Consider the following 17,852-nt stretch of genomic DNA (forward strand, 5'->3'; position numbering starts at 1 on the left):
CACCGCCGCGCCGACCTCGACGCCGACCGCCACCGCGACTCCGCTCGCCGCCGTCGGGGCCGGCGCTGCGGGACGCTCCTCCCCCGGCCCGTCGCGCGGGGGCGCTCCGGGCCGGGTGGAGAGGGGATCAGCTCGCGAAGGTCCAGGTGAGCGGGAGCGAGGCGGACAGGCCCTGGTAGGCGTTGGTGGCCGACGAGTCGAGGGTCACGGCGATGGAGAAGGGGGTGGAGGTGCCGGGGGTGACCGGGGCGGTGTTGAGGGTCTTGACGGCGGAGCCGGCGAGGGTCGCGGCGGTGCCCGTGAAGACGGTGGTCCCGCCGGAGGTGATCACGACGTTGAGCTTGCCGCAGAAGTCGGTGGCGGAGCCGGAGGAGCCGGCCGCGACGTTGTTGCTCTGCGAGCAGGTGGCGCCGGGGGTCAGCGTGAAGGTGTTGGCGGCGACGGTGCCGGTGTTCTTCAGCGTGATCGCGGTGGTGACGGTCTGGCCGGGGACCATCGTGGTCGATCCGCCGAACTTGTTGATGGTCGCGCAGGTCGCGGTGTTGGTGCTGATCGAGCCGCCGTCGGTGCTGAGGCAGGTGATGGGGCTGGCGCCGGTCGACTTCTCCTCCATGACGAGCGAGCCGGAGGCGGCGGTGTTGCCGGTGTTGGAGATGCTCGCGACGAAGCCGGACAGGGTGCCGGACATCGAGACGGAGAGGAGAGCGGCGGCGGCGATGCTCGTCGCGATGGCGAGGGGAGCGAAGCGGACGCGCTTGGACTTGGCGGTGTGGGTCGACATGGCAGGACTCCTGATCGGGTGGGGCGGGCTGATGCTGAAGGGGGAGGGTCCGGCTGGTGTTCCGCCGAACTCGATTGACCGCTAAGTTACTTGATGGCAAAGATACATTGCAATCGTTCTTTCACCCCCTGTCCGGGTGACAGGCCGGGACCCCCGAGGGCGACCCGTACGATGACCCCAGCCCTACCCCGAGAAGGACGAATGACCACCGAGAGACCGACCCCGCGCGACGTCGACCAGGACGCGCCCGCCGTGCAGCTGCGGCAGTCGCTCCGCCTGCTCGAGAACGCGCAGCGGCACCTCCGCGCGAGCATCGCCGCGGGCGTGGGCGTGGGCATATCGGAGCTCACCGCGCTCGAGGTCCTCGGCGAGTCGCCCGACCTCACGCCGAAGTGGCTGGGCCTCGAGCTCTCCCTCTCGACGGGCGCCGTGACCGCGCTCCTCGACCGGCTGGCGACCGCCGGCCACGTCGACCGGCTCGCCAACCCGCAGGACCGCCGCAGCGTCCTCCTGCGCCTCACCGCCTCCGGGGAGCAGCTGCTCGCGCAGGTGGACGAGCGCTACGACGAGGTCAGCGCGGAGGTGCTGAAGGCCTCCCCCGGGCTGAACGGCATGGCGGACGACCTGGCGCGTGCCGCCGCGGTCATCACCGCGCACACGATCCGCTGATCCGCGCCAGTCGCTAGGAGTCCAGCGCCCGGGTCAGGGTCCAGACGTTGCGCCCCTCCGAGCGCTCGTGCTCGAACGTGGTCGTCAGAGCCTGGATGAGAGCGAGCCCGCGGCCCGACTCCGCGAAGACGTCCGGCATCTCCCACGGCCCCGTGCGGATGTCCGGCGGATCGGCCGTGTCGACCAGCTCCGCGTGGATCGCGTCTCCCTCGACGCGCACGACGAGGCGGCAGACGATCGTCGTCGTCGACGTCGCGTGCTGGATGACGTTGTCGACCAGCTCGACCAGCGCCGTCTCGACGGCCATGCGGTCGCGGGCCGGCAGGTCCGGCCGCTCGCCCCAGAGCCCGGCGAGCATCTCGTGGACGACCTCGGTGTCGTCCGGGGGCGTGCGGAACCCGACGCTGCGCTCAGTCACGGTACGCGTCGCCGGCCGTGTCGAAGAGGGTGAGCACCCGGTCCAGATTGGACAGCTGCAGCACCATCACGACCTGCTCGCTGGGCGCCGCGATCCGCAGGTCGCCGCCCGCCTGCCGCGCGGTCTTGAGAGCGCCGACCAGGGCGCCGAGGCCGGAGGAGTCCATGAACGTCACCGCGCTGAGCTCGACGACGATGCGGGGGCTGCCCTCGTCGATCGCCCGGCGGACGGCCGAGCGCAGCTCCGGAGCCGAGGCCGCGTTGAGCCGCCCCTCCCCCCGCAGCACGGCGATGTCGGGGGCGGTCGTCTCGGTCGTGAACGTCATGCGGGGTCCTTCTCGGCGGAGCGGTCGGCGCCCGTGCGGGTCAGCACGAGGGCGGTGATGTCGTCGGACGCGGAGCCGGAGGCGGCGAGCGCCTTCAGCGCCTGCAGGAACGCGGCGGTGTCGGCGGAGTCGCGGGCGAGGTCGACCGCGCGCGCCAGGGACTGCAGCGTCCCGTCGTAGAGGTCGAGGACGCCGTCGGTGAAGGCCAGGAGCGAGTCGCCGACCGCGAGCTCCACGGTCTGGGTGATCCAGCCGCCGTCCTCCGCGATGCCCAGCGGGAGGCCCAGTGCCGCGAGCCGCTGGAACGAGCCGTCGGCGCGGAGGAGGACGGTGAGCCCGTGGCCCGCGTCGACGAAGTCGATCCGGCCGGACGCGGTGTCGAGGCGCCCGTGGAAGAGGGTCGCGAAGGTCTCGGTGGCCGTGAAGTCGTCGTGCAGCTGGGCGCTCACCGCGCTGACGACCGCGTCGGGGTCGCCGCCCAGGCGCGCCCGGAACGCGGAGCGGATCGACGCGGCCACGATCGCCGCCGCCGTCCCCTTGCCCATCACGTCCACGAGGGTCAGGTCGACCGTCTCGTCGTCGCCGCGCCAGCTGTAGAAGTCGCCGGTGATCGTCCACCGCGGCAGCGAGAGCCCCGAGAGCTCGTAGCCGGCGGGGTGGTGGAGGGAGGAGGGAGCCATCTGCGTCTGCATGTCGGCGGCGCGGTCGCGCTCCGCCGTGTCGCGCAGCTCCCGCTCGACCCACTCGCCGAACTCCTCGAGCAGCTGCCGCTCGTCCGGGGTGAGGCTCCGGGGCACGAAGTCGATGAGGCAGAGGGTGCCCAGCTGCAGGTCGCCCTCGACCGACAGCGGCCGCCCGGCGTAGAAGCGGACGTGCGGGTACCCCGCGACGTGCTCGTGCCCGGCCCACGCCTCGTCGGCACCGAGGTCCGGCACGACGAAGGTGGTGCGCTTCTCGAGCGTCGCGTCGCAGAAGGTGCCGGCGCGCGGGTACGCGAGCACGGCGTCCGGACGCTGCGGGGACTTCGTGAACAGCGTGGTGTCGTCGAGGAAGTGGATCTCGGCCACGGGCACGCGGAACAGCTCCTCGGCCATCCGCGTGATCCGATCGAAGCGCTCCTCCGGAGCCGACCCCATCATCTCGAGCGCCTCGAGCGCCACCAGCCGCGGATCCTGCTCGGCCTCGATCATCCGTGCCCCCTTCCCCCTGCGCGCCGCGCCGGGACTCCCCGGAGCGCACACGCACCTCCGACCGTATCGCCCCGCTTGACGGGTGGGGGACCTTCGGCGCCTCTGTACCCCTCACGGGGTACGGCTGTCGCAGATCGCGCGGTCGGGAGCGTCGGCGGTGGCCGATCCCGGCCGTCCTCGCCTCCGCCTCTTGCCGCCGGACGGAGCGGACCCCTACTCTTCACCCGACGTTCCCCCGGCGACCCGCGAGCACCCGAAGCCCGCAGGCTCGTGGGCGTCGCCTCAGGAGCGCCCGTGCCCACCCAGCCGCGTCCCCTCCGCCGATCGCGCGCGGAGACGAACCGACCCTCTCGATCCGACGCGCCCCGGCGCGGGAGCCCGCTCGCTGCGGCGCTCCTGCTCGTGACCGTCCTGATCCTCCCGCTCGCCGCCGCGCCCACCGCGTCCGCCGTCGACTCGGCGGGCGACGAGTACGACGCGATGCGCCTCGCCCTCGTCGCCGATCTGACGGGCACGATCCCGGGAAGCGGGAGCGTCGGCGGCCTCGCCGCGGCGAAGGGCCGCCTCGTCGCCGAGGCCGAGGGCTACTGGTCGACGCTCGAGACCGACGGCGGCGAGCCCTGGCCCGACCTGGTCACGGGCACCTCGGCGGTGGAGGTGTGGGCCGCCTACAAGCGGGTCACCGTCCTCGCGACCGCGCTGAAGACCCCCGGCACCGCCCTCAGCGGCGACCCGGCGCTCCTCCGCGACGTCGTCACGACCGCCGACTGGCTCTCGGCGAACCGCTACAACCGCTCCACCACCGGCACCTCCCGCTGGTGGGAGCAGCAGATCGGCATCCCGCTCGAGCTGAACAGCATCACCGCCCTCCTCTACCCCGACCTCTCGGCGGCGCAGGTGCAGGCCTACCTGTCGGCCTCGACGCGCTTCGCCGACACCGTCACCCGGACCGGCGCCAACCGCGTCTGGACGGCGGCGGTCATCGCCGGGCGGGCGGTGCTGCTGAAGCAGCCGGCGAAGATCGCGGAGGCGGCCGCCGGCATCGACCCGGCGCTGCGGACGGTGGCGTCCGGCGACGGCTTCCACGCCGACGGCTCCTTCGTGCAGCACAGCGTCTTCGCCTACAGCGGCGGGTACGGGCTCTCGATGCTCGACACCCTCGACGACCTCTACGCGCTGCTCGACGGCTCCCGCTGGGAGATCACGAGCCCGGAGGGGCTCGGCGTGTACGACCGGCTCGCCTCCTCCTTCGCCCCCGTCACCTGGTGCGGCGCCGTGATGTCGACGGTCCGCGGCCGCGAGACGGCGCGGGCGGAGTCGGAGGACGGCGACGTCGGCGTCCAGCTGCAGGCGGCGGTGCTGCGCCTCGCCGACAGCGCCCCTCCCTCGGCCAGGACACGGACGAACGCGCTGGCGAAGAGCTGGCTGGCCTGCAACTCCGGCAGCCCCGTGAGCATCGAGACGGCCGGATCCGTCAGCGACGTCGTGCGCGCGCGGCTCGTCCTCGCCGACACGGGCCTGACCGCGACCCCGATCGGCTCGGGCGTCCGGGCCTTCGCCGGGATGGACCGCTTCACGCGGACCACGGCGACCTCGGGCTTCGCCGTCGGCCTGTCGAGCACGCGGATCGCGCGCTACGAGTCGCTCAACGGCGAGAACCGCAGCGGCTGGTACACCGGCGACGGCGCGACCTCGCTCCACCTGGGCAGCGGGCGCCAGTACGACGACGGCTACTGGGCCACGGCGAACCCGTACCGGATGCCCGGCACCACCGAGGACACGATCGTCCGGAGCGCGGGCGAGGGCGCGTCGTCCCGCCCGACGACGACCTTCACCGGGAGCCTCGAGAGCCCGTCGCGGCGGACGGGGATCGCGGCGCTCGACTTCGACGCGGCGTCGGTGAGCCTGGTCGCGAAGAAGGCCTGGTTCACCTTCGACGACGAGATCCTCGCGCTCGGCTCCGGGATCACGGCGACCGACATGTCCGGGACCGGCTGGGACGGGGCGCGCCGGCGCGCGGAGACGGTGATCGACGACCGCCGCGACGTCGCTCCCGATGCGAGGCTCCGCGTCGACGGCGTCCTCCGCGGTGCGGAGGCGACCGCCACGAGCACCGCCCGCTGGGCCTCGATCACCGGCTCCGCGGAGTCGGTGGGCTACGTCTTCCCGTCGCCGATCGCCCTGACCGCGCAGGGACGGACCCGCACCGGAGCCTGGAGCGCCGTGAGCGCCGCCGGTCCGACGGCGCCGGTGACCGGCCACTACTACTCCCTCACGACGAGCCACGGCACGAACCCGACCGGCGCCTCCTACGCGTACACGGTCCTCCCCGGCGCCTCCGAGGCGGCGACCGCCGCGTACGCGGCGGACCCGGACGTGACCGTGCTCAGCAACACACCCCAGCTGAGCGCCGCCCGCGACCGCTCGACCGGCACCGTGAGCGCCGTGTCGTGGAAGGCCGGGACCACGAGCCCCGTCCTCGTCGGAGGCACCCGGGTCGCGAGCATCACCGGCGCCGGACTGGTCTCGATCCGGGAGGACGCGGACACGGTGACCGTCTCGACCGTCGACCCGACGCAGGTCTCGACGAGCGCGCTCACCGTGACGCTCGCGCGGCCGACCGCGGGCACGGTGTCCTCGAGCGCCGCCCTGAGCGTGACGAGCAGGACGAGCACCGCGACGACGATCACGTTCCGGCCGAGCGGGCTGAAGGGAGCGACGGCGTCCATCGTGCTCGCGAAGAGGGCCGCCACTCCGGTGCCGACGGCCACGCCCACGCCGACCGCCACCGCCGCGCCGACCTCGACGCCGACCGCCACCGCGACTCCGCTCGCCGCCGTCGGGGCCGGCACCCACCAGAACGGCTCGCCGGCCGTCGCCGTCACGGGCACCTGGTCCACGACCTCCTCCTCCGCGGACAGCGGCGGAGGCGTCTCCTTCTCGTCGACAGGGGGCGCCTCCGCCACCCTCCGCTTCACCGGCACCGGAGTCTCGTGGGTGAGCCGCCGGTCCAGCACGTCCGGGATCGACGAGGTCCGCCTCGACGGCGTCCTCGTGGCCTCGGTCGACCGCTACAGCGCCACCACCCGCTCCGCCCAGACCGTCTGGACCAGCGGGACCCTGCCCGCCGGCACCCACACCGTCACGATCACCCGCGGCAGCACACGGAATCCGGCGGCGACCGGGGGCAACCTGATCCACGACGCCTTCGTCGTGAGGGGCTGACCGCCCGGCTATCACCGGCCGCGGTGCCTGGCCAGGCCCTCGCCCGGCGGCGGGCGGGCCCGTAGCGTCGCCCGGACCGATCGACCCGCCGGGGTCACGACGAGAGGACGCGCCATGAGCAGCACGAGCGACATGATCCGGAGCCACCCCGAGGAGCTGCGCGGCGTCGATCCGGAGGTCCTGGCCGAGTGCATCGACGCGTGCGGCGCCTGCGCGCTCACCTGCACCGCCTGCGCCGACGCGTGCCTCGGCGAGGAGTCGGTCGCCGAGCTGGTCCACTGCATCCGCACCGACCTCGCCTGCGCCGGCGTGTGCGCCGCGACCGGCGCCGTGCTCTCGCGCCGCGGCGTCGTCGGATCCGCGGCCGTCCGCGCCCTCGTCGAGGCCTGCCTCCTGGCCTGCCGCGCCTGCGCCGACGACTGCGAGCAGCACGCCGAAATGCACGAGCACTGCCGGATCTGCGCCGAGGCCTGCCGCCGCTGCGAGCAGGCGTGCGAGAGGCTGCTCGCGCAGCTCTGAGCGCGGGCGCCACCGCGGGACACCTCCCCCACCGGACTCGACGGGCGGCTGTCAACCGTCCTGCCCTGAGCGTCCGGCGCTCCTACGGTCGGTGGCGAGCACGGCGTCGTCGGGGCTCGGAGCGATCGCAGGCGGTCCTTCCGTCCCCGACGATCCGCAGACGCTCGAGATGGAGGATGACCGTGGCCCAGACCAGCACCGAGCGCGACCGCACCGCGCCCGACCCCGACGACTCCCGCAAGCCCGACGGACCGACGGACGTCACCAAGCGCTCGTGGGGCTACGTCCTCAAGAAGACGCTCCGCGAGTTCGGCGCCGACCAGTGCACGGACATCGCGGCGGGGCTGACCTACTACGCCGTCCTCGCGCTGTTCCCCGGGCTGCTCGCGATCGTCTCCATCCTCGGCCTCTTCGGCCAGGCCGAGACCACGACCGACACCGTGCTCGAGATCGCCGGCGGATTCGTGTCGGCCGACGTCCTCGACACGGTCCGCGGCCCGATCCAGGAGCTCACCTCCAGCCCCGCCGCCGGACTGGCCTTCGTCACCGGTGTCCTCGGCGCCCTCTGGTCCGCCTCCGGCTACGTCGGCGCCTTCGGGCGCGGGATGAACCGCGTCTACGAGATCGACGAGGGCCGCCCGATCTGGAAGCTGCGCCCCACGATGCTCGCCGTCACCCTCGTGACGGTCCTCCTGCTCGTGATCGCCGGGCTGATCCTCGTGCTCAGCGGACCCGTCGCGCAGACCATCGGCGACGCCGTCGGCCTCGGCGAGGTCGCCCTGACCGTGTGGAGCATCGCCAAGTGGCCGGTGCTGATCGCGATCATGGTCGTCATCGTCGCGGTCCTCTACCACTGGTCGCCGAACGTGCGGCAGCCGAAGTTCCGCTGGACCAGCACGGGCTCGATCCTCGCCCTCGTCGTCTGGGCGCTGGCCTCGGCCGGCTTCGCGTTCTACGTCGCCAACTTCAGCAACTACAACAAGACCTACGGCGCGCTCGGCGGCGTGATCGTCTTCCTCCTCTGGCTCTGGATCACGAACCTCGCCCTGCTCTTCGGGGCCGAGTTCGACGCCGAGCTCGAGCGCGGCCGCCAGCTGCAGGCGGGCATCGAAGCCGAGGAGCACATCCAGCTGCCGCCCCGCGACACCCGGCAGAGCGAGAAGAAGGCGGAGAAGCACGCCGAGGACGTCGCCGACGGCCGCGAGCTCCGCGAGAGCGCCGGGCGCCCCCAGCGGTGATCCCGATCGGGCGGGACCTCGGGGCCCATTAGGGGAGCCGCCTCCCCGCGGCAACCCTCTTGAGGGCCTGCGGGCGGCGCGCGGAGGCTGGACGCATGCGGAAACTGCACTACTCCAGCGGCCACCTCCTCGTCGGCGACCTGACCTGCAAGGCGGTCCTCCGGTACGCCCGGGCCCTCGCGGACGTCAACAAGTCGGACGTCGTCTCGGTGCCTGTCCTGACCGAGGGCGGCGGCCGCGCATACGCCCACCTGCTGATCGGGCCGGCGAGCCAGCTCTGGTCGCTGCCGATCGACAGCAGCGAGGTGGAGGAGCCGGACGACGCGGAGGTCATCGCCCACATCGAGCTCGAGACGCGCCGCATGCAGCCGGCCCGCCCCTCCTGGAGCGAGGAGATGACGGACATCCCGCCGCTGGACTTCCTCGAGTACACGGACATCGCCGACCTCGAGGACGCTCGGCGCGACCCGATGGACTAGGCCGCCGCCGGCTCCTCGGTGGAGCGGGAGTCGCTGAGGGACAGCGAGCCGATCGTCGCGATCACGCCGACGAGGACCGCCACGACCAGGAAGGCGACCCGCTCACCCGCGAAGAAGCTCCGGACGAGGTCCGCGCTCCACGCGCCCGCCGGGAGGGTGGTCGCCACCAGTGCGGCGATCAGCGTGCCGACGACGGCCGTGCCGATGCTGGTGCCGATCTCCTGGGCCGTGTCGTTGAGCGCCGCACCGATCGAGGTGCGGTTCGCGGGCATCGCCTCGACGAGGGCGACGGCGCAGATGGTCATGATCGTCCGCAGGCCCACCGTCATCACGACCATCATCACGGCGATCGCGAGGTAGCCCCGGTCCACCGCCCAGGACATCCCGAGCAGCGCGCCGACCAGGAGCCCGGTGCCGATCAGGCAGGCCGCGCGGTGCCCCAGCTTCGCGGCGAGGCGCTCGGTGACCGGAGTGGCGGCGAGCATCGTGACGATGACGGGCAGGTTCGCGAGGCCGGCGCGCACCGGGCTCCAGCCGTAGGCGTACTGGAAGTGCAGGATCAGGCCGAACAGGACGCTCGCGAAGGCGACCGAGGCGCCGAGCTGCGTGAGCGCCGCTCCCCGCGCGGGGCCGGCGCGGAAGATCGCGAGGTCGATCATGGGCGAGACGGCGCGGCGCTCGCGGACGACGAATCCCGCGACGGCGGCGACGGTGCCCGCGGCGCAGGCGATCGTGAGGAGCGACAGCCAGCCGTTCTCGACTCCGCTGGTGAGTGTGTAGCAGCCGAGCCCCACCGCGGCGACGGTGAGGGCGGTCCCCGGCAGGTCGAGCCGACCGGAGGTGAGGTCGGCGCGCTGGTCTGCGGGGACTCCGAGGCGCACGCCGATCCAGACCAGCAGCGCGATCGGGGCGTTGACGACGAGCAGCCACTGCCAGCTGACGGTGCTGAGGATCGAGCCGCCGAGGAGGGGGCCGAGGACCATGCCGGACATCCCGACGATCATCACGATCGTGATCGACCGCATGCGGAGCCTCTCGTCGTCGAAGAGCCGGAACACCAGCGACATCGTGACGGGCGCCATGGCGGCCGCGGCGCAGCCGAGCGCCGCGCGGAGGGCGATCAGCTGGCCGATGTCGGTGACGAGGACGACGGCGAGGCTGATCAGCCCGAACGCGGCGAGGCCGGTGAGGAGCACGCGGCGGCGGCCGAACCGGTCGGCGGCGGACCCGGCTGTCAGCAGCAGCCCGCCGAAGGTCAGGGAGTAGGCACCGGTCACCCACTGCAGTCCGGCGGTCGACCCGTCGAGTGAGCGTCCGATCGTCGGGAGGGCGATCGAGAGCAGCGTGTTGTCGACCATCTCGACGAAGAACGCGAGGCAGAGAGCGGCGAGCGGGAGTGCCGCGGAGCGGAGGGAGGTGTGAGCGCGGGACTCGGCGGAGGTGGTCGTCGGAGCGGACATCGAGGCGCCTTCCTATCGAACGCCGTTCGACTCTCGTACGGCGTTCGATAGTATGGAACGCCGTTCGGTAAGATGCAAGCCATGCCTGCAGATCGCCCGACGGAGACCGCTGCCGCGCCCTCCCCCGCCCGGGGCCGCCGCCGAGCGTCGCACTCGCTCGACACCGTGCTGGCCGAGGCGATCGCGATCCTCGACGAGTCCGGGGAGTCGGCCCTCACGTTCCGCGCGCTCGCGGCCCGACTCGGCGGCGGTGTGGCGAGCATCTACTGGTACGTCGGCAGCCGCGACGAGCTGCTGGAGCGGGCGACCGACGAGGTCATGGGTCGGGTCCTCGCCGACAGCGAGCCGCTCACCCACGGGCCGGACCCGATCGACAACGTCCGCGCCGTCGCACTGGCCCTCTTCGACGAGTGCGTCCGCCGACCCTGGTTCGGCATCTACATGCTCCGCACGACCGGGGTGCAGCCCAACTCGATGGCGATGTACGAGCGCCTCGGGCAGCAGCTCATGGCTCTCGACCTGACGCCCCGGCAGCGGTTCCACGCCGTGTCGTCCATCGTCAGCTACGTCGTCGGAGTCGCGGCCGACCTGGCGCAGCCGCCGCCCCGCGAGTTCCTCGAGAGCGGGATGGAGAGGGGCGAGTTCCTCGAGCACCTGGCCGACCGCTGGCGCGCCCTCGATCCGGAGGAGTTCCCCTTCGGCCACCACGCGGCCGACGTCATGGCGACGCACGACGACCTCGACGTGTTCCGCTCCGGCCTCGACCTGCTGCTGGCCGGGCTCCGGCTGCAGGCGGGGCGGGGCTGAGGCCGGGTCAGCTCCTTGAGGTCCGCCGGATCGCGACCACGGTCACGTCGTCCGCCAGCAGCCCCTCGGCCGCCAGGCGGGTGACGCCGGCGACCGCGTCGGCGGCGGTCGCCGGGGCGGCGACGGCCGCGTCGGCCACCCGGTCGAGGGCGGCGAGGGAGCCGTCGAAGAGGTCGAGCACACCGTCGCTGCAGATCAGCAGCAGGTCGCCGGGGTGGAGTCGGAGGCCGGTCGGCTCCCACTCCTGCGTGCCGAGGAGGCCGAGCGGCAGGTGGGCGGAGGGGATGCGCTCGCGCGAGCCGTCGGCGCGGCAGACGATCCCGAGTCCGTGCCCGGCGTCGACGAGCGCGATGTCGCCGGTCGAGGCGCTGAGCCGCAGGTGGAGGAGCGTGACGAACGCGTCGTTCGCCGACAGATCCGGCTCGACGACCCGGTCGATGAGCGCCATCGTCGCCGCGGGGCCGAGGGCGGGAGGAGTGACGCGCAGGGCGGCGCGGACCGTGGCGGCGATCATCGCGGCGCCGACCCCCTTGCCCATCACGTCGGCGACGGTGACGGCGAGCCCGTCGGGCGTGCAGCGCCAGTCGAAGAAGTCGCCGCTCACCGTCCCGCTGGGCACGCAGGCGCCGGCGACGTCGTAGCCCGGGAGGTCCGGGACCGAGCGGGGCTCGAGCCGCCGCTGCACCCTCTCGCCGTCGGCGAGCTCCTGCCGCGAGCGGGCGGCGCCGGCGGTGAGCATCTGCGCGACCTGCTCGCCGCTGAGCGACGCCATGCTGAACGACACCACGACCAGCAGCACCAGCGTGATCAGCGTGGTGGTCGGGGTCCCGAACCAGGTCGCGAACAGCTCGCTGCGCAGCCCCGCGGCCAGGAACACGGCGAACCGGAGCGCGTAGTAGAGGGAGAGGGCGCCGGAGCTCAGCAGCAGCGGCCAGCGCGTGCGCGAGCGTCCGGCGCCGAGCAGCGCGACCTCGCGGGTCGACAGGCCGATGAGGAGCGCCATCGAGGCGAGGTAGAGCGGCCCTCCCGACCAGTCGTTGACGGCGGGCGAGTCGAGGCTGGACACGCCCGTCACCACCACGGTCGGAGCGACCACCAGCCACCACGGCGTCGGCCTGCCGCGGAGGGAGCGGCTCGCCGCCCAGACCGCGGCGGCGCCGGCCACGATGAGCCCGTTGCCGAGCGGATTCGCCCACACCTGGTCGGCCGTGCCGTCGCGGAGGTAGGCGAGCGAGCCGCCCATGAACAGCGCGAGCGCCGTGCACCACCAGAAGCTGAAGGACGAGCGTGTCGACCGGTAGGTGACCAGCGCGAACAGCAGGAAGAGGGTGAGGGCGGTGACCCCGAAGGCGACGCGGAGGGTCGTGGCATCGAGCAAGGCGGGTCCGTGGCCCTTCCAGGAGACCGAGCGGCGGACGGGCGCCGTGATCAAGGGGATCCTGGCACGGCGCACGGGCCGTACGCGGCGCGCCGTGGAGGCCGGCCCCGGGGATCCGCGGCAGTGCGGCCCGTCCGCCCACCCGACGGGGGGGGGGGAGCAGGAGGGGGGGCTCGCACGTTCGAGGAGAGACCACCGCCCTCGCGCTCGATACAGCATCGCGTGTACCGTCGCTCCCGTGCCCGCCACCGCGACCCTCACCCACTCCGCTGCTCTCGCGCGCCTCGGATCCGCCCTGGCCGACGAGACGCGGTCCCGGATCCTGCTCGCGCTGCGCGAGGCTCCGGCCGTCCCCTCCGACCTCGCGGACGCGCTCGGGGTCTCGCGGCAGGTGATGTCGAACCAGCTCGCGTGCCTCCGCGGATGCGGGCTGGTGGAGGCCGTGAAGGACGGCCGGTACACCTGGTACCGGCTGGCCGAGACCCGGATCGCCGGGGCGCTCGACCACCTGCTCCGCCTGGCCCTCGTCGTCGATCCGGACTGCTGCTCCGGCGACGACTGCCGCTGCGCATGACCGCCCTGCGCGCTCCGCTCCTCCCCGCCCGCCGCCGCGTGCTGCAGAGGCGGATCCGCTGGATCGTCGGCGCGACCATCGCCTACAACGTGGTGGAGGCGATCGTGGCACTCGCCGCCGGGACGGTCGCCTCGTCTACCGCACTCGTCGCCTTCGGCCTCGACTCCGTGGTGGAGGTGCTCTCCGCCGCGGCCGTCGCCTGGCAGTTCTCGGGCTGCGATCCGGAGGCGCGCGAGCGCACCGCTCTGCGGGTGATCGCCGTCTCGTTCCTCGGCCTGGCCGCGTTCGTCGCCGTCGACTCGGTCCGGGCGCTGCTCGGATTCTCGGAGGCCCAGCACTCCCCCGTCGGCATCGTGCTGGCCGCCGTCAGCCTGCTGGTGATGCCCGCGTTCTCCCTGCTCGAGCGCCGGACCGGCCGCGAGCTCGGCTCGGCCTCTGCCGTCGCGGACTCGAAGCAGACGCTCCTCTGCTCGTACCTCTCCGCCGCCGTCCTGGTGGGCCTGCTGCTGAACAGCACGCTCGGATGGACGTGGGCCGACCCCGTCGCCGGCCTCGTGATCGCCGCGGTCGCCGTCCGCGAGGGCCTGGAGGCCTGGCGCGGCGAGTCCTGCACGACGCCGATCTCCGCGCTGACGAGCGAGGACTCCGAGGCCTGCGGCTGCTGCTGATGGGGCGGTGCTGTTCCCTCGAGGAGGGCGGGCTGGGACGCTCCCCCGGACCGGTCGCGACGGCCGCGCGTCGGATCGCGCGCAGCCGTTGCACGCGGCGTGGGCCGCGGGCAGGCTGAGGCGCATGTTCGTGGTGGATCCTGGACCGTCCGAGGAGTTCGAGCTTCCGACGCCCGACGAGGTGACGGCACGCTTCGGCGGGCCCCTCTTCGCGCTGACGCCTCAGCCGTCGATCGAAGAGCTCGGCGTCTCGACCGTGAGTACCACGTCGGAGGGGCGGACCCACCTCGAGTCCGCATCCCTCTCCTACGCTCTGTGGCGGAATCCGGACGACCGCAGCGATCCGGTGAACCTGGCCGACCTCGACGACGACCTGCGGGCCGAGCTCGACGGGCCGCCGCGTCGGCCGCTCCCCGACAGCCTGATGAAGGTCCGCGAGCAGATGAGGCACCCGATGCTCTGGGAAGCCGTGAGGACCACGGTGCCCCTCGACTCCGACGGGCCCTGGGCTACTCCCGAGCAGGCGCTGGTGCAGCACCTCGAGCACGTGCTGATCAATCAGTTCCGGAACGAGCGGGTGCGCGGCGGCCTGCCGGGAGACCTGCTCGGGCCCGTGACCGAGTCGGCCGTCGAGCACGGCGTCCCGGTCCTGGTGGACGGCGTGGCACGCGACGGGATGCGCGTGGACACCGACGCCCTCGTGGTCGGCCTCGGCGTCGCGTTCGAGGACCGCTTCCTCACTGCGGTCTTCGCCCGCGCCGAGCTGCCCTACCTGGAGACAACTTTCATCACGAGGCCTGCGGCCCTCTAGACGCCCGGCAGGTGGGTCTCGACGGGCGCTCGGAGGGGCGTCCGACCGCCACATCCCTCCTCCGAGCCGCGTCTTCTGGTCGGTGAGCTCGACGGATCGGCCGGGAGCGATCGCGGGGCGCCATACTGACCGGATGGATCGAGCGGAAGCCGACGAGCGGCGTCGGCTCAGAGCGCGGCGGAGCGAGCTGCGCTCGCGGATCGACGCGGATCCGCTCGCCCTCGAGGCGCGGCAGCTGCTCGCGCAGACCTATCGCGACGAGGGCTACGACGATCAGGCCGGCCGCTGGGGCGTCCTCGTGCCCGGGTGGACGACTGCTCGCGAGCGCCGGCTCTTCGTCGCAGTGATGGAGCGGACCGGAGCGAGCACGGAGGAGCGCCTGCGGAGACTGCTGGCGCTTCCGCCGGAGTCGCCGCTGGACCTCGGGGATCTCGGGGAGCTCATCGCGGACTTCGAGGCGAAGCAGGCCGAGGTCGAGCGGCCGCATCCGGACCTCGACGGGTGGCGGTGGATCGCGAACACCGGGCGGATCCTCTGCGGGATCGCACTGGTGCATGCGGTCGCGGCGATCCAGATGCTGCTGTCGGAGGCTCCGATGGAGGAGTTCCTCGTGGCCGCCCGACTCCTGCTCGTCGGAGTCGCGGCGCTGCTCGTCCTCTCCGCCGCCTTCTTCACGGCGGTCGCGGTCCTGCAACAGCGTCGCCGCCGACGGGAGAAGTGAGCGGCGGCGCTGTCGGACGGGCCTCGAGCCGTACACATGCCCGCGCTCAGGCCTCGAAGGGCAGCCTCTGCACCTGGCTGATCAGCGGCTCGGCGAATCCGGGAACCCGCACGACGATACGGAGGGCGGAGTAGGCCGCGGTGAGCGTGGCGGGGATCCGGGCCCGGAAGATCCCCGACGCGTCGGTGCTCGGTCGGAAAGCCGTGACCCAGGCGTCCGTGCCGCGGGGAACGCCCTGGAACTCGAACTGCTGCTGGAGCGGCGTCCCGTCGCCGGCGAGGAGCTCCAGGAAGACGTCGCCCGAATCGCCCACGCCCGTGAAGAAGACGTAGAGGGTGGGAGCCGCCGAGGTCGACGCCATCGCGGCGGGAGCGCCGACGACGGCGATCACGACCGGAGCGGCCCACGCGGCCTGCACCAAGGAGCGGCGCCGCGGATCGGCGACGGCGGGGCGGTCGGAGCTGAGCGGCATGCCGGGTCCTGTCGGATCGGGAGGGAGGCGCGGAGTCGCTGCGGAGAGCGGCCTCCCCAGTCTGAGGTCAGCCGCCCGCTCGCACACGGATCAGGGCACCCCCCCGTTCAGCACCGCGGAGACGCCGATCAGCCGACATCCCGGCATCCCCTCACCGACCGCCGGCCCGCGCCTCGACGACGTGCCGGCATCCGACCCCGCCGCGCTCCAGCTCCTCGCGCTCGCGGCGGAGCCCGACGCGGACCCGCCGCGCCTCGGCCAGCGGCAGCACCGCCTCCGGATCGACGGTCGCCAGGAGGAGCGCCGCCCGCGACCTCGCCGCCACCCGCACGTCCAGGCACGGCGTCTCCTCGGCGAGCCCGAGCAGCGCGGCCACCAGCAGCTCCAGCTCGACCGCCGTCGCGTGGAGCACCAGCACCCGCGAGGCCGGGCTCGACGGGCGGCGGACCAGGAGCGTCGCTCCGGTCATCGTCGCCGCCCTCCCCTGCCCGGGACCGGTCCGGGACGTCCGCCCCGCCTCGGCCCTCGGCGACCGCCCGCGCGACGTCGGCGTGCACGCATGGGGTTCCTTCTCTCGTCCTGCTGCGGCGCGAACTGCACCGCACCTCCATCACACGACGTGGGCACCCGGGCCGGGGAGAGGGTTGCCACGCGCGCGTCGGCGGGTCAGGAGGCGCCGGGGATGAGAGGGTTGCGCGATGTCCACTGCGAGCGTGCCGTCGCCGCGCGCCGGAGTCCGGACCCGGCGCTTCCGGCGCCTCGCCCGCACGGGATTCGCCGTGAACGGACTGATCCACCTCCTGATCGGCGGCCTCGCCCTGCGCGTCGCGGTCAGCGACGAGACCTCGCGGGAGGCGGACGCGTCCGGAGCGATCGGGCGCATGGCCGACTCCCCCGTCGGGCTCGTGGTGGTCTGGGCTGCGCTGGTCGGGCTGGTCGCGCTCGGGCTCTGGCAGCTCTCCCTCGGCGGGCGCTCCTCCGCGCCGGGGCTCCCCGCCCGCCTGGGCCGCCGGATCGTCGAGTCGGGCAAGGGCTTCGCCTCGCTCACGCTCGCGGGCACCACGCTCGTCTTCGCGCTCGGCGGCTCGACGAGCTCCTCGGCCACGATCCGCCGCATCAACACCGAGCTGCTGACGAGCACGGTCGGCGTCGTGATCCTCGTGATCGTCGGCGGGATCGTGCTGGGCAGCGGGATCGGCTTCGTCGCGATCGGGATCCGGCGCGGCTTCCGCAAGCTCGTCCGCATCCCCGAGGGCCCGACGGGGACGGCAGTGCTGATCCTCGGCGCGACCGGCTACATCACGAAGGGGCTCGCTCTGGGCCTGGCCGGCGGGATCTTCGTGGTCGCGGCGCTGACCGGCGACGCCCGCCAGGCGACCGGGCTCGACGGGGCCATCCGCTTCCTCGACGTCCCTCCGTACGGCACGATCGCCCTGACCCTGGTCAGCGCGGGACTGGTCATGTACGGGCTGTTCCTCGTCGCCCGGGCGAAGCTCGCGAAGCTCTGAGCCGACGCGGCAGTCGTTCACAGTCGCCACCCATATCGCTGAGTATCGTTCGGAGAAACAGGAGGTCATCATGAACGGATCGTCATCGACCGGCGCGTTCGGCACCGGCACGCCCATCGAGAGCATCTGGCGCGCGATGGAGCAGGCCCGCTCCCGCATGGAGAAGCGCGTCGGCTCCCGGGTCGGCCGCGGGGACGTGCGCACCGCGGTGCTCGCGCTCCTCGCCGAGCAGCCCATGCACGGCTACCAGATCATCCGCGAGATCGAGGAGCGCAGCGGAGGCGACTGGAAGCCGAGCCCCGGCTCGGTCTACCCGACCCTCCAGCTCCTCGCGGACGAGGGACTCATCACGGCCGACGAGCAGAACGGCCGCAAGACCTACACGCTGACCGACGCCGGCCGCGCGACGGTCGCCGAGCACGGCACCTCGACCCCTTGGAACGACTCCGACCACGTCGACTTCGGCGCCCTGCCCAAGGCGGGCCTCGAGCTCGCCCAGGCCGCGGCCCAGGTCGGACGCTCGGGCACCCCTGAGCAGATCCGCAAGGCCGTCGCCGAACTCGAGGACGTGCGCCGCCGCCTGTACGCGATCCTCGCGCAGGACTGACC

20 protein-coding genes are annotated in these 17,852 nt (G+C 73.2%); 12 read left to right on the plus strand and 8 right to left on the minus strand.

The window, feature by feature from the left end:
- Positions 1-127: 127 nt before the first annotated feature.
- The gene (locus C5C37_RS13790) at positions 128-781 is read right to left on the minus strand and encodes a hypothetical protein (RefSeq protein WP_104339105.1); all 654 of its coding nucleotides are present in this window, start codon (positions 779-781) and stop codon (positions 128-130) included.
- Positions 782-982: 201 nt separating this feature from the next.
- Here C5C37_RS13790 and C5C37_RS13795 point away from each other — a divergent pair, with 201 nt between their 5' ends.
- Positions 983-1,450 (plus strand): MarR family transcriptional regulator, encoded by a 468-nt coding sequence (locus C5C37_RS13795; protein ID WP_104224277.1) that lies wholly within the window; start codon positions 983-985, stop codon positions 1,448-1,450.
- A 13-nt stretch (positions 1,451-1,463) separates the two neighbouring features.
- Here the strand turns inward: C5C37_RS13795 and C5C37_RS13800 are convergent, their stop codons facing one another.
- From C5C37_RS13800 to C5C37_RS13810, 3 genes are read right to left on the minus strand one after another with little or no spacing between them, the layout of a single operon-like run.
- Entirely contained in the window at positions 1,464-1,868 is a 405-nt protein-coding gene (locus C5C37_RS13800; protein WP_104339106.1) for an ATP-binding protein, read from the minus strand.
- On the minus strand, positions 1,861-2,193 hold the full coding sequence (locus tag C5C37_RS13805; RefSeq protein ID WP_104227127.1) for an STAS domain-containing protein: 333 nt from the start codon (positions 2,191-2,193) through the stop codon (positions 1,861-1,863). The genes C5C37_RS13800 and C5C37_RS13805 overlap by 8 nt, the downstream gene beginning before the upstream one ends.
- Positions 2,190-3,383 carry a PP2C family protein-serine/threonine phosphatase gene (locus C5C37_RS13810; RefSeq protein ID WP_104227128.1) on the minus strand — a complete coding sequence of 398 codons (1,194 nt, stop codon included), beginning with the start codon at positions 3,381-3,383 and terminating at the stop codon, positions 2,190-2,192. Before C5C37_RS13810 ends, C5C37_RS13805 begins: the two co-directional genes overlap by 4 nt.
- 402 nt (positions 3,384-3,785) lie before the next feature.
- Here C5C37_RS13810 and C5C37_RS13815 point away from each other — a divergent pair, with 402 nt between their 5' ends.
- From C5C37_RS13815 to C5C37_RS13830, 4 genes are all read left to right on the plus strand, one after another.
- Positions 3,786-6,608: a polysaccharide lyase 8 family protein gene (locus tag C5C37_RS13815; protein WP_146085235.1), complete on the plus strand. Its 2,823-nt coding sequence runs from the start codon at positions 3,786-3,788 to the stop codon at positions 6,606-6,608.
- 114 nt (positions 6,609-6,722) lie between these two features.
- Positions 6,723-7,127, plus strand: coding sequence for a four-helix bundle copper-binding protein (locus tag C5C37_RS13820; RefSeq protein WP_104339108.1), 405 nt, complete (start codon positions 6,723-6,725; stop codon positions 7,125-7,127).
- A gap of 176 nt (positions 7,128-7,303) precedes the next feature.
- On the plus strand, positions 7,304-8,365 hold the full coding sequence (locus C5C37_RS13825; RefSeq protein ID WP_104339109.1) for a YihY/virulence factor BrkB family protein: 1,062 nt from the start codon (positions 7,304-7,306) through the stop codon (positions 8,363-8,365).
- 95 nt (positions 8,366-8,460) lie between these two features.
- Positions 8,461-8,844 (plus strand): hypothetical protein, encoded by a 384-nt coding sequence (locus C5C37_RS13830; protein ID WP_104227132.1) that lies wholly within the window; start codon positions 8,461-8,463, stop codon positions 8,842-8,844.
- Here the strand turns inward: C5C37_RS13830 and C5C37_RS13835 are convergent.
- Positions 8,841-10,304 (minus strand): MFS transporter, encoded by a 1,464-nt coding sequence (locus C5C37_RS13835; RefSeq protein WP_104227133.1) that lies wholly within the window; start codon positions 10,302-10,304, stop codon positions 8,841-8,843. The two genes, C5C37_RS13830 and C5C37_RS13835, sit on opposite strands and share 4 nt — an antisense overlap.
- An 81-nt stretch (positions 10,305-10,385) precedes the next feature.
- Between C5C37_RS13835 and C5C37_RS13840 the strand changes: the two genes are divergently transcribed.
- Entirely contained in the window at positions 10,386-11,111 is a 726-nt protein-coding gene (locus C5C37_RS13840; protein WP_219812305.1) for a TetR/AcrR family transcriptional regulator, read from the plus strand.
- Positions 11,112-11,118: 7 nt separating this feature from the next.
- Here the strand turns inward: C5C37_RS13840 and C5C37_RS13845 are convergent, their stop codons facing one another.
- Positions 11,119-12,543: a PP2C family protein-serine/threonine phosphatase gene (locus C5C37_RS13845; RefSeq protein WP_104339110.1), complete on the minus strand. Its 1,425-nt coding sequence runs from the start codon at positions 12,541-12,543 to the stop codon at positions 11,119-11,121.
- Between the two features lie 184 nt (positions 12,544-12,727).
- Here C5C37_RS13845 and C5C37_RS13850 point away from each other — a divergent pair, with 184 nt between their 5' ends.
- The 4 genes from C5C37_RS13850 (at position 12,728) to C5C37_RS13865 (ending at position 15,263) form a co-directional block, all read left to right on the plus strand.
- Positions 12,728-13,063: a helix-turn-helix transcriptional regulator gene (locus C5C37_RS13850; protein ID WP_104234042.1), complete on the plus strand. Its 336-nt coding sequence runs from the start codon at positions 12,728-12,730 to the stop codon at positions 13,061-13,063.
- Complete coding sequence (locus C5C37_RS13855; protein WP_104297721.1) at positions 13,060-13,731, plus strand: cation diffusion facilitator family transporter; 672 nt, start codon at positions 13,060-13,062, stop codon at positions 13,729-13,731. The genes C5C37_RS13850 and C5C37_RS13855 overlap by 4 nt, the downstream gene beginning before the upstream one ends.
- A 130-nt stretch (positions 13,732-13,861) precedes the next feature.
- Positions 13,862-14,542, plus strand: coding sequence for a hypothetical protein (locus C5C37_RS13860; protein ID WP_146082428.1), 681 nt, complete (start codon positions 13,862-13,864; stop codon positions 14,540-14,542).
- Positions 14,543-14,675: 133 nt separating this feature from the next.
- Positions 14,676-15,263, plus strand: a complete 588-nt coding sequence (locus C5C37_RS13865) for a hypothetical protein (RefSeq protein ID WP_104339111.1) — start codon at positions 14,676-14,678, stop codon at positions 15,261-15,263.
- Between the two features lie 46 nt (positions 15,264-15,309).
- Here the strand turns inward: C5C37_RS13865 and C5C37_RS13870 are convergent, their stop codons facing one another.
- Positions 15,310-15,735, minus strand: coding sequence for a hypothetical protein (locus C5C37_RS13870; protein WP_104227139.1), 426 nt, complete (start codon positions 15,733-15,735; stop codon positions 15,310-15,312).
- 151 nt (positions 15,736-15,886) lie between these two features.
- The gene (locus C5C37_RS13875) at positions 15,887-16,204 is read right to left on the minus strand and encodes a hypothetical protein (protein WP_104339112.1); all 318 of its coding nucleotides are present in this window, start codon (positions 16,202-16,204) and stop codon (positions 15,887-15,889) included.
- Positions 16,205-16,433: 229 nt separating this feature from the next.
- On the opposite strand from C5C37_RS13875, the gene C5C37_RS13880 reads away from it, so the two are divergent.
- Both C5C37_RS13880 and C5C37_RS13885 read left to right on the plus strand, forming a co-directional pair.
- On the plus strand, positions 16,434-17,243 hold the full coding sequence (locus C5C37_RS13880) for a DUF1206 domain-containing protein (protein ID WP_104227140.1): 810 nt from the start codon (positions 16,434-16,436) through the stop codon (positions 17,241-17,243).
- A gap of 70 nt (positions 17,244-17,313) precedes the next feature.
- Positions 17,314-17,850 carry a PadR family transcriptional regulator gene (locus C5C37_RS13885; RefSeq protein WP_104224292.1) on the plus strand — a complete coding sequence of 179 codons (537 nt, stop codon included), beginning with the start codon at positions 17,314-17,316 and terminating at the stop codon, positions 17,848-17,850.
- Positions 17,851-17,852: the final 2 nt, after the last annotated feature.

The organism is Rathayibacter sp. AY1F9, assembly GCF_002932155.1.
In the GTDB taxonomy this organism is placed as follows: Bacteria; Actinomycetota; Actinomycetes; order Actinomycetales; family Microbacteriaceae; genus Rathayibacter.